General features: G+C 71.0%; 14 protein-coding genes. 10 read left to right on the top strand and 4 right to left on the bottom strand.

The genetic code is table 11. The annotated features are described in order from the left end of the window. Nucleotides 1–27: 27 nt before the first annotated feature. Nucleotides 28–972 (bottom strand): oxidoreductase, encoded by a 945-nt coding sequence (locus IF188_RS19550; RefSeq protein WP_191173497.1) that lies wholly within the window; start codon nucleotides 970–972, stop codon nucleotides 28–30. Between IF188_RS19550 and IF188_RS19545 the strand changes: the two genes are divergently transcribed. Together IF188_RS19545 and IF188_RS19540 are read left to right on the top strand one after the other, a co-directional pair. Beyond that, nucleotides 958–1,839: a S1C family serine protease gene (locus tag IF188_RS19545; protein WP_191173496.1), complete on the top strand. Its 882-nt coding sequence runs from the start codon at nucleotides 958–960 to the stop codon at nucleotides 1,837–1,839. The genes IF188_RS19550 and IF188_RS19545 overlap by 15 nt on opposite strands. Before the next feature lie 64 nt (nucleotides 1,840–1,903). Further along, complete coding sequence (locus tag IF188_RS19540; RefSeq protein WP_191173483.1) at nucleotides 1,904–2,332, top strand: nitroreductase family deazaflavin-dependent oxidoreductase; 429 nt, start codon at nucleotides 1,904–1,906, stop codon at nucleotides 2,330–2,332. 165 nt (nucleotides 2,333–2,497) lie between these two features. Here the strand turns inward: IF188_RS19540 and uxaC are convergent, their stop codons facing one another. Next, nucleotides 2,498–3,907 carry a glucuronate isomerase gene (gene uxaC / locus IF188_RS19535; protein WP_191173495.1) on the bottom strand — a complete coding sequence of 470 codons (1,410 nt, stop codon included), beginning with the start codon at nucleotides 3,905–3,907 and terminating at the stop codon, nucleotides 2,498–2,500. A gap of 11 nt (nucleotides 3,908–3,918) precedes the next feature. Further along, nucleotides 3,919–4,932, bottom strand: a complete 1,014-nt coding sequence (locus IF188_RS19530; RefSeq protein WP_191173482.1) for a LacI family DNA-binding transcriptional regulator — start codon at nucleotides 4,930–4,932, stop codon at nucleotides 3,919–3,921. Between the two features lie 140 nt (nucleotides 4,933–5,072). Here IF188_RS19530 and IF188_RS19525 point away from each other — a divergent pair, with 140 nt between their 5' ends. The 5 genes from IF188_RS19525 to IF188_RS19505 are packed head-to-tail and all read left to right on the top strand — an operon-like array spanning nucleotide 5,073 to nucleotide 10,534. Beyond that, nucleotides 5,073–5,921, top strand: coding sequence for a sugar phosphate isomerase/epimerase family protein (locus tag IF188_RS19525; RefSeq protein WP_191173481.1), 849 nt, complete (start codon nucleotides 5,073–5,075; stop codon nucleotides 5,919–5,921). Next, the gene (locus IF188_RS19520; protein ID WP_191173480.1) at nucleotides 5,918–7,099 is read left to right on the top strand and encodes a Gfo/Idh/MocA family protein; all 1,182 of its coding nucleotides are present in this window, start codon (nucleotides 5,918–5,920) and stop codon (nucleotides 7,097–7,099) included. Before IF188_RS19525 ends, IF188_RS19520 begins: the two co-directional genes overlap by 4 nt. Continuing rightward, complete coding sequence (locus tag IF188_RS19515) at nucleotides 7,096–8,397, top strand: mannitol dehydrogenase family protein (protein WP_191173479.1); 1,302 nt, start codon at nucleotides 7,096–7,098, stop codon at nucleotides 8,395–8,397. Before IF188_RS19520 ends, IF188_RS19515 begins: the two co-directional genes overlap by 4 nt. Beyond that, nucleotides 8,394–9,632, top strand: a complete 1,239-nt coding sequence (gene manD, locus IF188_RS19510) for a D-mannonate dehydratase ManD (protein WP_191173478.1) — start codon at nucleotides 8,394–8,396, stop codon at nucleotides 9,630–9,632. Before IF188_RS19515 ends, manD begins: the two co-directional genes overlap by 4 nt. Before the next feature lie 44 nt (nucleotides 9,633–9,676). Then, a complete protein-coding gene (locus tag IF188_RS19505; protein ID WP_224752185.1) occupies nucleotides 9,677–10,534 on the top strand; it encodes a sugar phosphate isomerase/epimerase family protein in 858 nt (285 codons plus the stop codon). Between the two features lie 67 nt (nucleotides 10,535–10,601). Here IF188_RS19505 and helR read toward each other — a convergent pair whose 3' ends face one another. Beyond that, nucleotides 10,602–12,740, bottom strand: coding sequence for an RNA polymerase recycling motor ATPase HelR (gene helR / locus IF188_RS19500; RefSeq protein WP_191173477.1), 2,139 nt, complete (start codon nucleotides 12,738–12,740; stop codon nucleotides 10,602–10,604). A gap of 264 nt (nucleotides 12,741–13,004) precedes the next feature. Here helR and IF188_RS19495 point away from each other — a divergent pair, with 264 nt between their 5' ends. The 3 genes from IF188_RS19495 (at nucleotide 13,005) to IF188_RS19485 (ending at nucleotide 19,186) form a co-directional block, all read left to right on the top strand. Continuing rightward, a complete protein-coding gene (locus IF188_RS19495; protein ID WP_191173476.1) occupies nucleotides 13,005–15,923 on the top strand; it encodes an exo-alpha-sialidase in 2,919 nt (972 codons plus the stop codon). Between the two features lie 197 nt (nucleotides 15,924–16,120). After that, nucleotides 16,121–18,475, top strand: a complete 2,355-nt coding sequence (locus IF188_RS19490) for an arylsulfatase (RefSeq protein ID WP_191173475.1) — start codon at nucleotides 16,121–16,123, stop codon at nucleotides 18,473–18,475. A gap of 6 nt (nucleotides 18,476–18,481) precedes the next feature. Further along, nucleotides 18,482–19,186: a ZIP family metal transporter gene (locus IF188_RS19485; protein ID WP_191173474.1), complete on the top strand. Its 705-nt coding sequence runs from the start codon at nucleotides 18,482–18,484 to the stop codon at nucleotides 19,184–19,186. The last annotated feature ends 422 nt before the right edge of the window (nucleotides 19,187–19,608 follow it).

The raw sequence follows: 19,608 nt of genomic DNA, 5'->3' as shown, positions 1-19,608 counted from the left end.
GCACTGCCGGCGCGGCGGGTCAGCGGGTCAGCGACGCGGCAGCGCGGCGGGGAAGCCCACCGCGGTGAGCTGCTCCGACACATCCCACAGCCGCCGAGCGACGTCCGAGTCCGATGCTGCGGCGGAGCGGTCGACGAGAGCCGGTGCGCCGCGCAGCTCGAGTCGTCCGCCGGGGCCGGCGTAGCTCGCGCCGGGCAGGTCGGCCACGGCCGCGTACAGCGTCGGCAGTGCTCCGCCGTCGGCGTCCTGGGCGAGGAAGCGGTTGCCGAACAGCATGAGCGCACGCCGCACGCCGTTGGCGTCGTGGCCCTGCAGTTCGGTGGCCGCCCAGCCCGGGTGCGCGGCGAGGGCGCGCACCGGCGATCCCGCGTCCTCGAGGCGGCGCTGCAACTCCAGGGTGAACAGCAGGTTCGCGAGCTTGGATTGGCTGTACGCCGCAGCGGGGGTGTACTCGCCGTCGAGGGCCAGGTTGTCGAAGCGGATGCGCGTGCCGCGGGCCCGGTGCAGGCCCGACGACAGCGTGACGACGCGGTCCGAGACGTGCGGCAGCAGCAGGTTCGTGAGCGCGAAGTGGCCGAGGTGGTTGGTGCCGAACTGCATCTCGAAGCCATCCGCCGTGCGCGACTCGGGGAGGTTCATGACGCCGGCGTTGTTGATGAGCACGTCGAGCGGGCGGTCCCATGCGCCGGCGAACGCGCGCACCGATGCCAGGTCGGCGAGGTCGAGCCGGCGGACCTCGGTGCTGCCGGGGATGCCCGCGGCGGCGGCCGCGCCGCGCGTGGTGTCGCGCACGGCCAGCACGACGTGGGCGCCGGCGGCGGCGAGTGCTCGGGCGGTCGCGAGCCCCAGCCCGCTGTTCGCGCCGGTCACCACGAAGGTGCGTCCGGCCTGGTCGGGGATGTCGGCGGTGCTCCACTCGGGAGTCTTCGTTGTACGGGCGCCTACTCGTCGACGGTGATGCGGGTCGCGCAGACGGTCCTGCCGTCGGTCGCCGCGGTGAGCGTACGCACCCGTGAGGGTGCCGGTGCCGGCAGCGCCTCGGTCATCACGGGCGAGGGGCACCTGCTCACGAGCGCGCATGTCGTGGACGGCGCCGTGCGGGTCGAGCTCGTGTTCCCCGACGGCAGTGAGGCCGAGGCATCCGTCGTCGGCGCCGACCCGCTCTCGGACCTGGCCGTCCTGCACGCCCACGGCGACACCCCGCCACCGGTGCGGATGGGGGATGCCGCCACCCTCGGCGTCGGCCAGCTCGTGGTCGCCCTGGGCAACCCTCGCGGCCTGTCGGGCAGTGTGACCGCCGGCATCGTGTCGGCGCTCGGGCGGTCGCTGCCCACGCGGTCGGGCCGCGTGATCGACGAGGTGATCCAGACCGACGCGGCGCTCAACCCCGGCAACAGCGGGGGTGTGCTCGCAGACAGTGCCGGGCGGATGATCGGGGTCAACACCGCCGTCGCAGGCATCGGCCTCGGGCTCGCCGTGCCGATCAACGCCACGACGCGCGAGATCATCGACGCGCTGCGCACGACGGGGCGCGTGCGGCGCGCCTGGCTCGGCATCGCCGGGTCGACCGTTCCGCTCGGACCCGAGGTGGCGCTCAAGGCCGGGTCGAAGGTCGGGATGCAGGTCGTCTCGATCGTGCCCGACAGCCCGGCGGCCGTCGCCGGTGCACGGGTGGGCGACATCGTGCTGTCGCTCGACGGCGTGCCGATCGCGAATCCCACCGCGCTGCAGCGGCGCATGGTCGAGGGCGCCATCGGGCGCCGCCTGGAGATGACGGTGTGGCGCGGCGGCGCGCTCGTCGACGTCGTCGTCGAGCCGGAAGAGCTGCGGGTCGGCTGACGGCCCGCGCCCCTGCCGAGCCCCCTACGCTCGGTGTACCACCACACGAACACACGGAGGACGAGTGTCTGACCACGACGACTGGAACGCGAAGACGATCGCGGAGTTCCGCGCCAACAAGGGCAAGGTGGGCGGCTACTTCGAGGGCTCGCCGATCGTGCTGCTGCACCACCGAGGCCGCAAGAGCGGTGCCGAGCACGTCACCCCGGTGATGTACCTCGCGGACGAGTCCGACCCCGACACGGTGTACGTCTTCGCGAGCAAGGCCGGTGCGCCCACGAATCCGGGGTGGTACTACAACCTGCGCGACGCGGGCGCCGGCAGCGTCGAGATCGGCGAGGAGCGCTATCCGGTCACAGTCAGCGAGATCACGGGCGCCGATCGCGACCGGATCTACGCCGAGCAGGTGAGCCGCTTCCCCGGCTTCGGCGAGTACGAGGTGAAGACGAACGGCGTACGCACCATCCCCGTCCTCGCCCTGCATCGCGCCTAGCGCTCCCGCCCCGCCTCCTGCAGGCGGAATCCCCGGTCTCGCCGAGACCGGGGATCCCGCCGAGACCGGGGGTGCCGTCCTCGGTCTCGATGCGGATCCCGTGTCTCGGCGGGGCAGATCCCCTGTTTCGACGGTCGAACCGACGCGGCTCGACTGCGAACCGATTCAGTCGCCCAGCCGGAACACCTGTCGGGGAAGAGCCCCGACCAGGTCGGCGGCGATCACGTGCGCCTCAGCCTCGGGGAGCCGGCCGGTGGCGACGAGGGTGGCGAGCCAGCCGGCATCCATCCGACGCGCCACGTCGTGACGGGCCGGGATGGACAGGAAGGCCCGGGTGTCGTCGATGAAGCCGCTCGTCTTGTAGAAGCCGGCCGAATCGGTCACCGCCTCGCGGTAGCGCCGGATGCCGTCCGGCGAATCGAGGAACCACCACGGCGCGCCCGCGAACACCGACGGGTAGAAGCCGGCGAGCGGCGCGATCTCACGGCTGAACGAGGTCTCGTCGACGGTGAACAGCACGAGACGGAAGCCGGGGTCGGTGCCGAAGTCGCGCAGGAGTTCGCGCAGCGGCACGGAGTACGAGGTCGGCAACGGCAGATCGTGCCCGGTGTCGGGGCCGAAGCGCTGCAGGGTCGGGGTGTGGTGGTTGCGCAGCACCCCGGGGTGGAGCTGCATCACGAGGCCGTCCTCGCTCGACATGCGGGCGAGCTCCCACAGCATGTGCGCGCGGTATGCCGCGGCGTCCGATGCCGTCACGTCGCCCGCTCGCGCGGCGGCATGGATGCGCTCCAGCTCGGCGGTGTCGGCGCGGACCGCCCAGGCCTCGACGACGCCGGTGTCGGTCGAGGTGGCGCCGGCCGCGCGGAAGAACGCGCGACGGGCCTCCAGCGCAGCGACGAGCCCGGCGTGAGTGCCGCAGTCGGTGCCGCTGGCCGCCGTCAGGTCGTCCAGCGCCGCGCGCCAGCCTGGCGCCGAGGGATCGAGGTACCGGTCGGGGCGGAAGGTCGGAATGACCCGGCCGTGCCACGTCGCATCGCCCGCCAGGGCGCGATGGGCGGCGAGGTCGTCGGCGGGGTCGTCGGTGGTCGCCAGCACGTCGATGCGGAACCGCTCGAACAGTCGCCGGGGGTGCGATGCCGGTTCCGCGATCCACGCGCTGATCGCGTCGAACTGGTCGTCGGCGTTCGCCGCGGAGGGATGCCGCTGCAGCCCGATCACGTTCTGCAGGGTGTCTTCCAGCCAGACCCGCACCGGTGTGCCCGCGAACATGTGCCAGTGCGCCGCGAATGCCCGCCACACCTCGCGCGGGTCCGCCGCTGTGGCGCCGCGGCCGAGCGCATCCAGCGGCACGCCGTGCGCGTGCAGCAGGCGCAGCACGTAGTGGTCGGGGGTGACCAGCAGGTCGGAGGGGTCGGCGAACGGCCGATCGTCGAGCAGCAGCCTCGCATCGACGTGACCGTGCGGCGAGACGATGGGCGCGTCGGCGACCGCCGCGTGCAGCTCGGCCGCGATCCGCCGGACGGCGGCGTCGGCGGGCAGCAGGCGGTCAGGTGAGGCGGAGAGGCGCACAGGAATCCGTTCGAGTGTCAGTCGGTGGGGGCGGGGCCGCTGCTGCGGCGCGCGCGGAGGTAGGTGGGCAGGACGGCGCGCGTGCGGCCCGACCCGGTGCCGCCGATGGTCTCGAGCAGCATCGTGACGGCGACGCGTCCCGCTTCTTCGATCGGCGCCGCGACAGTGGTGAGCGGCGGTTCGCAGAAGTCGGCGCCGAACACGTCGTCGCAGCCGACGATCGACAGGTCTTCGGGCACGCGCACACCGCGTTCGCGCAGGCGTCGCAGCATGCCGAACGCGAGCACGTCGTTGAACACGATGCTCGCCGTCGCCGTCCCGACGACCGTGTCGGCGGCTGCCGCGCCGGCGTCGGCGTGCGGCATCCACGGACCGCTCCGGTGCAGCTCGACGCCGAGCTCGGGGGCCGCCGCCTCGAGGGCCTGCCAGCGGCGCGCGTTCGACCAGGAGTCGGCGGGACCGCCCACGTAGGCGATGCGGCGGTGGCCGAGCGACCGCAGGTGCATCAGAGCCTGGCGCGCGCCGTCGGGGGTGTCGAGGATGACGCTCGGGACCCCGGGCACGTCGCGGTTGACGGTGACGATCGGCTGGCGCTGCGCGAGGGCCGCGAGCTGCCGTTCGTCCAGGCGCGAGGCGGCGAGGATCACCCCGTCGGCCGACTTGCGCATGAGGTCGATGGTCTCGGCCTCGATCTCGGCGGACTCCTCGGTGTCGACCAGCAGCTGCGCGTAGCCCGCGGCCCGCAGCTGTCGCTGGGCGCCGCGGATGAGGCCGAAGTAGAAGGGGTTCGCGATGTCGGGGACGAGCAGTGCCACGGTGCGGGTCGTGCCCGACACGAGCGAGCGGGCCTGTGTGCTCGGCACGTACGAGAGCTCGGCGGCCGCCGCCACGATGCGCTGTCGCGTGGCCTCGTTCACTCGTCCCGGCGTCGACAGGGCGCGCGAGACCGTCGAGGTCGCGACGCCCGCGAGGCGCGCCACGTCGCCGATGGTCGCGGGACGCCGGCTTGCAGCATCCGGTTCTTCGGCCATCGCGTCACCCCTCTCGTGGGTCGTGCGTCTCGGCGATCGGTGTGAGCCTAGCCAGCATGGCAACTCTTGGCAAACGATTGCATAATCGCCCGTCACGCGACTAGCCTGAGCGCGCAGACGCTCCCCGAACGAGAAATGCGATGACGAACGACACGAGCACGACCTGGCAGCTGTCCGGCTTCGGTGACGAGATCGACCCCGACCCCCGCGTCCAGTGCGCGGTGCTGTCGGCGCTGGGCGCCCGGCACATCGAGGTCCGCTCGGCGTGGGGCACCAACATCGTCGACCTCGATGACGAGGGCCTCGACGCCCTCGGTGCGACGATCCGCGACGCCGGCATGGGAGTGTCGGCGATCGCGTCGCCGATCGGCAAGAGCGAGCTCACCGAGCCGGCCGAGTTCGAACTCGGCCGCCTCGACCGCGCGCTGCGCGCCGCCGAGGCGCTCGGCTCGCGCTACATCCGACTGTTCTCCTTCTGGTGCCGGGAACGGGATGCCGCCGTCCGAGGCCGCGATGAGATCCTGAACCGGATGGGCACGTGGGCCGAACGGGCTGCGGCGGCGGGCGTCACGCTCGTCCACGAGAACGAGAAGCACATCTACGGCGACGTGCCCGAACGCGTGCTCGACATCGTGCAGACGGTGGACTCGCCGGCGCTGCGCCTGGCGTGGGACAACGCCAACTTCGTGCAGGTCGGCGTCCGGCCGGTCAGCGACGGCTGGGCGCAGCTCGCGCCGTACGTCGTCTACCTGCAGGTCAAGGACGCGCGCTTCGCCGACGGCGCGGTCGTGCCGGCCGGCGAAGGCGACGGCGAGCTGCGCGAGACGATCGCGCACCTGCGCGATGCCGGATTCTCGGGCTTCGCGTCGCTCGAGCCCCACCTCACCGACTTCACCGCCACCGGCGGCTTCTCGGGCGCGGAGGCCTTCGGTCGCGCGGCCCGGGCCTTCCGTTCCCTCACCGACGACGCAGGAGTGACCCTCGCATGACCGCCACCGCATCCGCCCGCCCGCTCTCGACCGCGCCCCTGCCCACGGCCATCGTCGGCTGCGGCGTCATCGGACGCACGCACGTGGAGTCGGTGCTCTCGTTCGACGAGCTGGAGCTCGTGGCGCTCATCGACCCGGTGCGCGAGCGCGCCGACGCGCTCGCCGACGAGGTCGAGCACACCACCGGTGGGCGCCCGCGGGTGTTCGCCTCGATCGACGACCTGCGCGCGGCGGGCGTCGAGGTCGGTCTGGTCGTGATCGGCACCCCCAGCGGCCTGCACGTCGACCAGGGCATCGCGGCGCTCGGGGCGGGCGCACACGTCATCATCGAGAAGCCGCTCGACGTCGACCTGGTGCGTGCGCGGCGCCTCGCCGAGGCGGCCAGCGCCCACGCCGGCCAGGTCTGCACGATCATCAGCCAGCACCGATTCGATCCGGGCAGCCTCATCGTGCACGAGGCGATCGAGGCGGGGCGCTTCGGGCGGCTCACCTCTGCGGTCGCGACCGTGCCGTGGTGGCGTTCGCAGGGCTATTACGACTCCGGCGACTGGCGCGGCACCTGGGCTCTCGACGGCGGGGGTGCGCTCATGAACCAGGGCGTGCACACGCTCGACCTGCTGCTGTGGTTCCTCGGCCGCCCGGTGTCGGTGAGCGCCGAGTTCGCGCTGCTCGCCCACGACGGGGTCGAGGTCGAAGACACCGTGGTCGCCACGATCACGTTCGCCTCGGGGGCGCTCGCCGTGCTGCACGCCACGACCGCCGGCTACCCCGGACTCGCGGTGCGCCTGCAGGTGCAGGGGTCGACCGGTTCGGCCGTCATCGACTCCGACGAGCTGCAGTACATCCACACCAGCGACGCCACCGCCGGCAACGACATGGGCCTTGCGGGCGGCGGCAACCAGCGCGATGAGTACGACCTGGAACCCGCCGACGGCGAGATCCCTGTCGACGCGACGCAGTCCGCGACCGGTCACGAGCGCCAGTACCGCGACCTGCTCGACGCCGTGGCCGAGGGCCGCGACCCGGTCGTGACGGTCGACGAGGCGCTGTTCACCCTCGCGACCGTCCGCGCCGTCTACGCATCCGCGACGACCGGCGGCAAGGTGCTGATCGACGACGTGCTGGCGGGCGCCTATGACGACGTCGAACTCGTCGTGCCCGCTCCGCAGCTCGTATGAGCGCTGCGCCGCCCCGCATCGCGCACATCGGACTGGGCGCGTTCCATCGTTCGCACCAGGCCTGGTACACCGACCGGGTCAACCGGGCCGCCGACGGCGAGCCGTGGCGCATCGTCGCCTTCACGGTGCGGTCGCCCCGCGCCGCCGAAGAGCTCGCTGCTCGCGACTGCCGGTACCCGCTGGTGCTGCTCGGACGCGACACCGACACGGTCGAGTGGATCGACGCCATCGCCGAGGCCCGCGACGGCGCCGACGCGGCGCGCTGGCGCGAGGCCGCGGCATCCGTCGCCCTCATCACCGTCACGATCACCGAGGCCGGCTATCGGATGAGTGAGGGGGATGCCGCCGCCACGCGTGATGCCCTGCACGCCGGTGCGCTGCCGGCCACGGTTCCCGGCCGCCTCGTCGACGGGCTGCGCGCTCGTCGCGCCGCCGGCGGAGGACCCGTGGCGATCGTCAGCTGCGACAACCTGCGCGACAACGGGGGAGTGCTCGAGCGCGCCGTGCTCGGCCTCGCCCGCGAGGTCGATACGGACCTGGCGACGTGGATCGCGCACGAGGCGTCGTTCGTGTCGACGGCCGTCGACCGCATCACGCCCGCGCCCGACCCCGCGATGCTCCCCGTCGAACTGCGCGGCGACCCGACCGCCCTCGTGGCCGAGGACTATGCATCGTGGATCCTCGCGGGCGACTTCCCCGCGGGGCGCCCGCAGTGGCAGCTCGCCGGCGCCGAGTTCGTCGACGACATCGTGCCGTACGAGCTGCGCAAGCTCTGGCTGCTCAATGCCGGGCACACCCTGCTCGCCTCGCTCGGTCTGCTGCGCGGTCACGCGAGCGTCGCCGAGGCCATGGACGATCCGGTGTGCCGCGCGGCACTCGACGCGCTGTGGGCCGATGCGAGCGATGTGCTGCCGTTCCCGTACGACGAGACCTCTCGCGTGTGCACGGCGATCGCCGAGCGGTTCGAGAATCCCCGCATCCGTCACGAGCTGCGTCAGATCGCCCGAGACAGCGAGCTGAAGCTGCGGGAGCGGGTGGTGCCGGTCATCGCCGAACGGCTGCGACGGGGTCTCGCGCCCGGCGACGGTGAGCTCACCGCGCTCGCCGCGTGGGGCGCGGCCATCCGCGCGGGGGTGCTCGCGGGTCCTGACCTCGGCGCACCGGGAGCCGGGACCGAGGCGGCGGCGACGACGCTGCTGCAGACCCTGGCCCCCGAGCTCGCCGGCGGGCCGGACGGCGCCGCGCTGACGGCATCCGCTGCTCTTCTCATCCGCACTCTCGAAGGGACCGCATCGTGATCATCGACAAGGCCGAGGTGATCGTCACCAGCCCGAACCGCAACTTCGTGACGCTCAAGCTCACGACCGACGACGGGCTGACGGGCCTGGGCGACGCGACGCTGAACGGGCGCGAGCTCGCGGTCGTCGCGTACCTCACCGAGCACGTCGTTCCGCTGCTGCTCGGCCGCGACGCGCACCGCATCGAAGACACGTGGCAATTCCTGTACCGCTCGGCGTACTGGCGGCGCGGCCCTGTCACGATGGCCGCGATCGCCGCCGTCGACATGGCGCTGTGGGACATCAAGGGCAAGGCCGCCGGCATGCCGGTGTACCAGCTGCTCGGCGGCGCGTCGCGCAACGGTCTGCTCGCCTATGGCCACGCATCGGGCACCGACCTGCCGTCGCTGTTCGACTCGGTGCGCGACCACCTGGAGCAGGGGTTCAAGGCGATCCGCATCCAGACCGCGGTGCCGGGCCTCAAGGCGATCTACGGCATCGCCGCGCAGTCGTCGTTCACGGGCGGCGGCGAGGAGCGGTACGACCACGAGCCCGCCCGGCGGGGCGCGAAGCCCGTCGAGGAGGACTGGGAGACGCGGCCCTACCTGCTGCACCTGCCGAAGGTGTTCGAGGCGGTGCGCAATGAGTTCGGGCCCGAGATCCCACTGCTGCACGACGGCCACCACCGGATGACCCCCATCCAGGCGGCGAAGCTCGGCAAGGCCCTCGAGCCGTACGACCTGTTCTGGCTCGAGGACTGCACGCCCGCCGAGAACCAGGAGGCGCTGCGGCTCGTGCGCCAGCACACCACGACGCCGCTGGCGATCGGCGAGATCTTCAACACCGTGTGGGACTTCAAGGACATCATCCGCGAACAGCTCATCGACTACGTGCGCGGCGCCGTCACCCACATGGGCGGCATCACGGCCCTCAAGAAGACGCTCGACTACGCGGCGCTGTACCAGATCAAGTCCGGCATGCACGGGCCGACCGACATCTCGCCGGTCGGCATGGCGGCCGCGATGCACCTGGGCCTGGCGATCCACAACTTCGGGATCCAGGAGTACATGAAGCACGGCACGCGCACGAACGAGGTGTTCCAGCAGTCGTTCACGTGGCAGGACGGTCTGCTGCACCCGGGCGACCAGCCGGGGCTCGGCGTCGAGCTCGACCTCGACGAGGCGGGCAAGTACCCCTACGAGCAGGCGTATCTGCCGTACAACCGGCTGTCCGACGGCACAGTACACGACTGGTGATCGGGCTCGACGCGTGATCTGGCTCGAAGGGTAAGGAGACCAACATGGCACGCATCGGTGTGCAGGCGATGATGCTGCGCAGCGCGATCGGCGAACTCGGCGCCTACGAGGCGATCCGCCGGACGGTCGACGTCGGGTACCGCGTCGCCGAGCTCTCTGCGACGCGGCTGACGCCCGAGGTGCTCGCCGAGCTGCGGCGCGCGCAGGACGACTTCGGGTTCGAGGTGTGCTCGACCTCGGCGAGCGTGGGACCCGAGGGAGCGCCGAACCCGTCGCTGGAGACCGAGTTCGACAAGGTCGTCGCCGACGCCCGCGCCGTCGGCGCCGGCATGGTGCGCATCGGGATGCTGCCGATCCCGATGCTCCGCTCGCTCGACGGTGTGCTCGAGTTCTGCCGGATCGCCGATGACGCAGCTGTCCGCCTGGCCGACGAGGGCATCGCGCTGTACTACCACAACCACCATGTCGAGTTCGCGAAGCACGACGGCCGCTTCCTGCTCGACATCATCGCGGACGCGTCGCCCCACGTCGGCATCGAGCTCGACGCGCACTGGATCCAGCGCGGCGGCCTCGACCCGGTGCGCGTCATCGACCAGTACGCCGGCCGCGTGAAGCTCGTGCACCTGAAGGACTACCGGATCGGCTGGCCGTCGGCCGAGACGATCGACGCGCTGGAGCGCGGCGACCACGCGACCTACCAGGCCGGCTGGAAGGGTCTGGTCCAGTTCGCCGAGGTCGGCGAGGGCAACCTCGACTGGCCGTCGATCATCTCTCACAGCCTGGCGGCGGGCGCGGAGTACCTGCTCGTCGAACAGGACGAGCTGTACGGCCGCACCGTGTGGGAGTCGCTCGCGATCTCGCGCCGCAATCTGGTCGCGCTCGGCCACGAGGCCCTGTTCTAGGCCGTCGACGAGTGGATGCCGGCGGCACCGCCCGCCGGCATCCACTCGCCTCGGCACCTGGCGGTACCTAGCCGGCCAGCACCGCGAGCTGCTGGGTCGCGCGGGTCATCGCGACGTAGCGGTCGACGGCGCCCTCGATGCCCTCGCCGAAGGCGGACGGCTCGACGAGCACGACCAGGTCGAACTCCAGGCCCTTCGCCAGTTCGGGCGTCAGCGACCGCACCCGATCGCGCGGGGCGAACGTCGGATCGCCGATCACGCACGCGACGCCATCGGGGTGCTCCTCGACCCAGCTGTCGACGATCCTGTCGCGCTCCGACACGGACGCATGGCGCACCGGCACGCCGCTCGTGCGGATCGAGGTCGGCACGTTGGCGTCCGGGATCGCGGCGCGGATCGCCGGCTCGGCCTCCGCCATGACCTCGCTCGGCGTGCGGTAGTTCACCGTCAGCGAGGCGATCGACACGTGCGTCAGCCCGGCGCGCTCGAGCCGCTCCTGCCACGACTCGCGGAACCCGTGGCGGGCCTGCGCGCGATCGCCGACCACCGTGAAGCTGCGGGAGGGGCAGCGCGAGAGCAGCATCCGCCATTCCGCGTCGGTGAGCTCCTGCGCCTCGTCGACGACGACGTGCGCGAACGGACCCGCCAGCAGATCGGGATCGATCGCGTCGAGCACGGATTCGTCGACCAGGCTGTTGCGCAGGTCGTCGCCGTCGAGCCACGTCATCATCTCGTCGCCTGCCTCTTTGAGACGGTCCACGACCTGTGCCATGTACTCCCGCTCCTCGGCCAGGCGCGCCTCGCGCTCGCGGCGCCGCCTCGACGCGGCCGGATCGCCCAGGCGCCGACGGGCGGCGTCGAGCAGCGGAAGGTCCGATACCGTCCACGCCGTGGCGTCCCCGCGCTGCAGCAGCTCGACCTCGACGGGGGCGAGCCAGGGCGCACAGCGGCGCAGGTAGGCAGGGACGCTCCAGAGATCCGACACCAGGACGGAAGCCTCCACCAGCGGCCACGCGCGACCGAACATGCGCGTCAGGGCCTCGTTGCGCGAGAGCGACCGACGCAGCTGGTGCAGCGGCACCTCTTCGGGATCGAGCTGGTCGGAGAGGATGTCGAGCACCGTCTCCCACACCTGGTCGCGCGCCTCGTTGTGCGGCAGCCCCGACTCGGCGGACGAGAACGCCTCGGCCCAGTCCCCTGGTGTGAGCGACACCTCGCCCCACTGCGTGCCGATGACGATGCCCTGCGTCGGCGGCTCCTCGTAGAGCGCGACCGCGGGCTCGATCGCGTCGACCAGGCGAGCGTCGGCCTTGAGGCGGGCGACGCGCGGGTCCTCCTCGGGACGGGCCGTCGCGCCCTCGGCGACCAGATCGCGCAGCGTACACGTCTGCACGCTCTCTTCGCCGAGCGAGGGGAGCACGTCCTCGACGTACGACAGATACGCGGGGCTCGGACCGACGAACAGCACGCCGCCGCGGCCCTCGCCGAGGAGCGGGTCGGCATAGACGAGGTAAGCGGCGCGGTGCAGCGCCACCACGGTCTTGCCGGTGCCCGGCCCGCCGTCGACGACCAGCGCCCCGCGCGAACCGGCGCGGATGATCGCGTCCTGGTCGGACTGGATCGTGCCCAGCACATCCCGCATGCGAGGCGACCGGCTCGCGCCGAGGCTCGCGATGAACGCGGACTGGTCGTCCAGCGCCGCGGTGTGATCGAGCCCGTCGGCCGTGAACACCTCGTCCCAGTAGTCCGTCACGCGGCCGCCCGTCCAGCGGTAGCGGCGGCGGCTCACGAGCCCGTGCGGACTGGCGAAGCTCGCCGCGAAGAACGGCTCGGCCGCGGGTGTGCGCCAGTCGACGAGCAACCGCCGGCCGCCGGCATCCCGAAGTCCGAACCTGCCGATGTAGATCGGGTCTGACCCGTCGTCGGGCACCATGCGGCCCAGGCATGCGTCGAGAGTGAACCGGCGCAGCATGCGCAGACGGGCGGTCGCCTGATGGATCTCGAGATCGCGCTCGAGGCCCGACTGGCCGTGGCCGCCGGGGCGCAGCCGCAGCTCTTCGAGGCGCGCTTCGAGCCCCGCCGTCTGGCGGGCGAGGGTGTCGGCGATGGCGGCGAACTGCTGCTCGTCGCGAGCGATCAGGACAGGATCGGACTTGGCCGTAAGGCGTTCGGGCAGGTGGAAAGCGCTGACAGAGGGGGAATTCACGGCATCGACTCCAGGCGGGGGATCGGGCGGCGCACGCGTCGCGACCGACAAGTATGCGCCCTCGGGGGGCCCTTGCCGCAAGGCCCCCCTGCACCGTTATCCTGGAAGTGCAGGCGGGGGCCTGTTCGACGAGCGGATGCCGCGCGGTGCGCGCCCGCTCGTCTTGCGTTTCGGCCGTCGTCCTGCCCAGAAGCGAGGACGTGGATGCCGGCGGTCGTCGCATCAGATGTCTGATGTCAGACACGGATGTGAAAGGTTGACCGAATGGCCCGTCTCCTTCCCCGCTTCGGGATCGCCGTGCCGGCGCTCATCGTGGCCCTCACCCTCGGCGGAGGGATGCCTGCGCTGGCGGCATCCACTCCCGACTATCTGAACGACCCGACCGATCCGCCCGACACGTATGCCGCCCAGAACCTCGCCGCCGACCGCACGGCCGAGAACTTCTTCTACCGCATCCCGACGATCGCCCACCTCGGCGAGGGCGTGGTCGTCGCCGCGTGGGACGCCCGGCCCGGCAGCGCCGGGGATTCACCCAACCCCAACTCGATCATCCAGCGCCGCTCGACCGACAACGGCGTCACGTGGGGGCCCCTTCAGATCATCGCCGCCGGGCATGTGGCAGACGCGACCGCCCCTCGGCACGGTTACTCCGATCCGAGTTACGTCTACGACCGTGAAACCGGCCGGCTGTTCGCGTTCTTCGTGTACTCGAAGGACCAGGGCTTCGGCGGCAGCGCCTACGGCAACGACGACGCAGATCGGCAGGTCATCAGCTCGGCAGTCATCCAGTCCGACGACGGCGGTCTCACGTGGAGCGAGCCGCGCCTCATCACCGACGTCACCAAGACCGCGACCGGAACCACCGTCGACGGCAGGTACATACCGGTCGCCGGCGACATCAAGGGCAACTTCGCCACCTCCGGCGGCGGCATCCAGCTCCGCTACGGCGAGCACGCGGGACGGCTGATCCAGCAGTACGCCGGCACGGTGCTGCTCGCGAACGGGTCGACGGCGATCCAGGCGTACTCGGTGTACTCCGACGACCACGGCGCCACCTGGCACAAGGGCGCGAACGTCGGCACCGGCATGGACGAGAACAAGGTCGTCGAGCTCTCAGACGGCCGTGTGATGCTCAACTCGCGCGACAGCTCGAACGGTCGCCTGCGCAAGATCGCCCTCTCGGACGACGGCGGTGCCACGTACGGCCCGGTCACGGCTGACGCCGACCTGCCCGACCCGACCAACAACGCCGCGATCGTCCGCCTGCACCCCGACGCCGCGCAGGGGAGCGCCGACGCACAGCGTCTGCTGTTCGTGAACTCCAACAACGGCGCGAACGGCAGCCGTGTCAACGGCGCCGTGCGCGTGTCGTGCGACGACGGGCAGACGTGGCCCGGTCTGCGCACGATCGACACCGGCTCGTTCGCCTACGCGAGCGCGGCGGTGCTCGACGACGGCCGCGTCGGCGTGCTGTGGGAGCGCAACTACACGAACGACATGCAGCTCTCGACCTTCGACGAGACGTGGCTGAACTACGTGTGCGCACCGCTGTCGGCCCCCGCGCAGCAGGCGACGGCCGGCGCATCGGTCACGGTGCCGGTGACCGTGACCAACCAGGAGCAGGCGCCGCTCACCGGCGACGTCACCTTCTTCACCCCGACTGGCTGGACGGCCACCACGGCGCACGTCACCGCCCTCGCCCCGGACGCGTCGGTCACGGTCGAGGTCGCCGTCACCACCCCGGCCGACGGTCAGGGCACGCAGAACCTGCAGGCCGCCTTCACCGCGTCCGACGGGCGCCTCAGCCAGTCGACGACCGCCTTCCGCCTGCCGGCACCGCTCGGCGCCACGCTCACCTCGACGCTCACGAGCCCGTCCCGCGACGTCGTCGCGAGCCCGTACCAGGTGGGCGACGTGCTCGCCTACACCGTGCGCGTCGTGAGCACGTCCGACGTCGTGACGACGGTCACCCCGAACGAGGCGAACTTCACGAGCGGGTTCCTGCCGACCGCGTGCCGGTGGCAGAACCTCCCCGCCCGCGACGCGTACAACTGCACCACGCCGCGGCACACCATCACCGCCGACGATCTCGCGCGCGGCTGGTACGCGCCCGAGTTCAGCTTCACGGTGGCGCCCCCTGCCGATCCGTCCGCGGGGGTGACGGTCTCGTACACCGGGGCCGCGATCGCGCTGCGCGATGGAGTGCTGGATGCCGCCATCACGGGCTCACGCGGCGACACCGGCCGCGACCTCGCGTCCGACCCGTACCGCGTCGGCGAACAGCTGCCGTACACGTTCCGTGTCGACAACGCCTCCGCCCTCGCCACGACGGTGACTCCCACGGCGGGCGCCTTCGCGCCGTTCGTCCCGCCGGGCGCGGGCAACTGCCGCTTCCAGAACCTCGCGGGCGGCGCCGGGTACACCTGTGCGACGGCGAAGCACACCGTCACGCAGGACGACGTGGACCGCGGGTTCTTCGACGCCACCACGACGTGGAGCCTGACGGCGACCGGACAGTCGGCCAAGACCGTCGCCGTCGCCGCGGCCGAGGTCGACGTCGTCGCCCGGGCGCCGCAGCTCGGCGGAACGGTGTCCGGCACCTGGAACGACGTCAACGGCGACGGCGTCGCGACCATCGGTGACACCGTGACGTTCACGGCATCCGTCGCCAACACGGGCAACGTCCGCCTCGACGGGGTCACCGCCGGCGACCTGTCGGGCGTCACGCTCGCGGCGGGCGCCGCGGCGCAGATCCACAGCTCGACGGTGGTGGTCACCGCAGAGCACCTCGCCGCAGGCGCGGTCGCCGCGCCCTCGTTCGATGCGACGGCGTCGAACGGCTCCCGCGCGGTGGAAGCGGGCATCGCGGGTGCGGCGGTGGCCCTGCCCGTGCCCGCCGCATGGGGCGCGACGACCGCCTACGACACCGGCGACCGGGTCGTGTTCGACGGCCGCCAGTGGGTCGCGGCCTGGTGGACGAAGGCGCAGGGGCCCGGCGATCCGTGGGGTGCATGGCAGGAGTACGCGAGCGATGAGTCCGCGGCCACCGTGTGGACGGCCTCGCGCATCTTCGACACCGGCGACGTCGTCGTGCACGACGGCCGGACCTTCACCGCGAAGTGGTGGACCCGCAACCAGACCCCCGGGGCCAAGAACGGCCCCTGGGCGGTGACGACCGGCTGATACGTCGCCTGAACCGTGTGGGGAGTGGATGCCGCGGCCCCCGGCATCCACTCCCCACAGTCCTGCGGCCTTGCCGCTCCTCGAGACGTTTCACACGAAACGGGTGATGGATCGCGCCGACGGCCGTCGGTAGCGTGACGAGCGGGGACGACTGCGAAGGCCGTTCCCGCTCGCCGTGCGAAAGGGGAAAGACGGACATGAGCGATCAGACGCCGAGATCCATCGTGGGGGAGCCTCTCCCGCCGACCCGGACGCTGCCGTTCCCGCCGAAGCCATCGGGAAGCTTCGCCGGGCGCACGCTCGCCGAATCGACGTACTCGCCGCTGCCGCCGGCGAAGCGGCTGAACGACGATGCCCCGAACGTGCTCGTGATCCTGATCGACGACGCGGGACCGGCTCTGCCCGCGCCGCTCGGCGGTGCGGTGAACACGCCGACACTCGGCCGGCTGCGTGAGGAGGGCATCGGGTTCAACCGCTTCCACACGACGGCGATGTGCTCACCCACGCGCGGTGCGCTCCTGACCGGTCGCAACCACCACCGCATCGGCTCGGGGCAGATCGCCGAGCTCGCAAACGACTGGGACGGCTACTCGGGCCACATCCCCAAGAGCAGCGCAACCATCGCCGAAGTGCTGCGCAACTACGGCTACGCGACGGCCGCGTGGGGCAAGTGGCACAACACCCCGGCCGAGGAGACGACGGTCGCGGGGCCGTTCGACCGGTGGCCGACCGGCTACGGCTTCGAGTACTTCTACGGGTTCCTCGCCGGGGAGGCGTCGCAGTACGAGCCCAATCTCGTGCGCAACACGACCTCGGTGCTGCCGCCCAAGACCCCCGAAGAGGGCTATCACCTGAGCGAGGACATCGCCGACGACGCGATCGGCTGGCTGCGCAACCACAAGGCCCTCTCTCCCGACAAGCCCTTCTTCATGTACTGGGCCACCGGCGCCATCCACGGACCGCACCACATCATGAAGGAGTGGTCCGACAAGTACGCCGGAGAGTTCGACGATGGCTGGGACGTCTACCGTGAGCGTGCGCTCGAAGGAGCCAAGGCCGCAGGATGGGTGCCGCAGGACGCCGAGCTGACGCCCCGGCCCGAGAGCCTGCAGGGCTGGGACGACATCCCCGACCACCAGAAGCCGTTCCAGGCGCGGCTCATGGAGGTGTGCGCCGGCTTCGGCGAGCACGCCGACGTGCAGGCGGGCCGCCTCGTCGACACGCTCGACGAGCTCGGATACGCCGACAACACTCTCGTCGTGTACATCTGGGGCGACAACGGCTCATCGGGTGAGGGCCAGAACGGCACGATCAGCGAGCTGCTCGCGCAGAACATGATCCCCACCACCATCGACCAGCACATCGCCGCGCTCGAAGAGCTGGGCGGACTCGACGCGCTCGGCACTCCCGCCACCGACAACCAGTACCACGCCGCGTGGGCGTGGGCGGGGTCGACGCCGTACCAGGGCATGAAGCTCATGGCGTCGCACCTGGGCGGCACGCGCAACCCGATGTTCCTGCGGTGGCCGGAGCGCATCGCGCACGACCCCGTGCCCCGTACGCAGTTCCACCACGTCATCGACCTCGCGCCGACGATCTACGAGGTCCTCGGCATCTCGCACCCCGAGTCCGTCAACGGCATCCATCAGGACCCCATCGACGGGACGAGCTTCGCGTACGCGGTCGACGACGCGAAGGCCGAGGGGCGGCATCGCACGCAGTACTTCGAGATCATGGCGAGCCGCTCGATCTACGCCGACGGGTGGATGGCCTCGACGACCGGCCCCCGGCTGCCGTGGGTGCCCGGGGCGCCCCCCGGCATCGCGACGTGGACCCCGGATGCTGACACCTGGGAGCTCTACCACCTCGATGAGGACTGGAGCCAGGCTCACGACCTCGCTGCCGAGCAGCCTGAGAAGCTCGCCGAGCTCAAGGAGCTGTTCGCCATCGAGGCTGCGCGCAACGATGTGCTTCCCGTCGGCGGCGGCCTGTGGGTGCCCGTGTACCACCCCGAGGACCGCATCTCGGTGCCCTATACGCAGTGGGAGATGACCGGAGACACGGTCCGCGTGCCGGAGTTCTGTGCGCCCGCGCTCGGAAACAAGCCGAACACGGTGACGATCGAGGCGTCGATCCCCGAGAAGGCGAACGGCGTGCTCTACAAACTCGGAGGTGCCGGTGGCGGCCTGACGGCGTTCCTCGTGGACGGGGTGCTCAACTACGAGTACAACCTGTTCCTCGTGCAGCGCACCAAGATCGCCTCGGCGACGCCGGTGGCGGCCGGGGACGTGAAGATCGAGATCGAGACCGCCTACCTCGAGCCGCGCCCCGGCGGACCGCTGTCGGTGACGCTCAGAGTCAACGGCGCCGAGGTCGGTTCCGGGACCGTCCCGGTCAGCGCCCCATTGCTGTTCTCGGCGAACGACTGTCTCGACATCGGCCGTGCCTACGGCGGCGCGGTCTCCCGCGCGTATGTCGACAAGATGCCGTTCGCGTTCGACGGCGACATCTCGCGCGTGCACATCGGGTACACGGCGCCGCAGAAGGCATAGCCCGTCGTGGAACTGCTCCAGGCGTTCGTGCTCGGCACGGTGGCCCAGTCCTCGCTGCTCCTCGCGGGGCTGTTCGCGGTCTGGGTCACCGTGCCGACGAGGATCGTCGGGATCCTCGCGGGTTTCGGGGCGGGCGCGATGATCTCGGCCATCGCGTTCGACCTCGTCCCCGAGTCGCAGGTGCACATCCAGATGTGGGACACCGTCACGTGGATGCTCGTCGGCGTGGCGGTGTTCATGCTGGGCGACAGGCTCGTCGATCGCAAGTTCGGCACGGCGGGCGTCGGCGGGGCGATGGGCATCGTGGTGGGCTCGGTCGTCGACGGTGTTCCCGAGTCGCTGATCTTCGGCATCCAGATCGGCACCGGGACGACGATCAGCCTCAGCTTCCTCGCCGCGGTCTTCGTGTCGAACATCCCCCAGGCGCTGGCGCCGTCTGCCGATCTCGTGAAGTCGGGCTGGCGCGTGGGCCGGCTGACGATCCTCTGGGCGGTGGTCGTGCTGGCCTGCGGCGTCGCTGCGGCGCTCGGCTACCTGGCCTCGATGGCGCTGCCCGATGCCTACGGTGATCGTGCCGCGGCCCTCGCCGCGGGCGGCCTGCTCGCCATGCTCACCAACTCGCTCATGCCCTTCGCCTACGACCGCGGCAAGGAGTGGGCGGGAGCCGCGACGGTGGTCGGGTTCTGCCTGACCATGCTCGGCAACAGCTGACGCCGCGCCGAACACGGGTGGCAACACGCCCGGGATGCAGGGCCGATTCGACGTGACGCCCGGATCGGCGTAATGTTCTTGTTGTTCGCCCCAAAGGGTAGAGCGAAGGGCCTGATGGCTCGGCTCCCCTCAAGTTGCGAACAATCTCACTCCAGGATCTGTTCGTCACCCGTGTGACCTGCAGCGTCAGGAGTGAGACGGAGAAGTTGCCCCAGGGTGATGGCTGAGAAGCCGGAATCTGGGTGCGTCCGATCTTTGAGAACTCAACAGCGTGCACTTGTCAAATGCCAATTTATTTCTCTGTCGACCGTGTTTAACGGTTGGTGGGGGTTTTTGGATCAATTCATGGATGTCAGTTTGATATTCGTTTTTGGTCATGGTTGAACTCGCTGGCTGGTGATCGTTTTTCCCGATCCTGGTTG

Origin of the sequence: Microbacterium helvum, assembly GCF_014779795.1 — a bacterium.
GTDB classification, from domain to species: domain Bacteria; phylum Actinomycetota; class Actinomycetes; order Actinomycetales; family Microbacteriaceae; genus Microbacterium; species Microbacterium helvum.
Note: the sequence above shows the minus strand (reverse complement) of the source record. Positions and strands in the feature narration are given on the sequence as shown.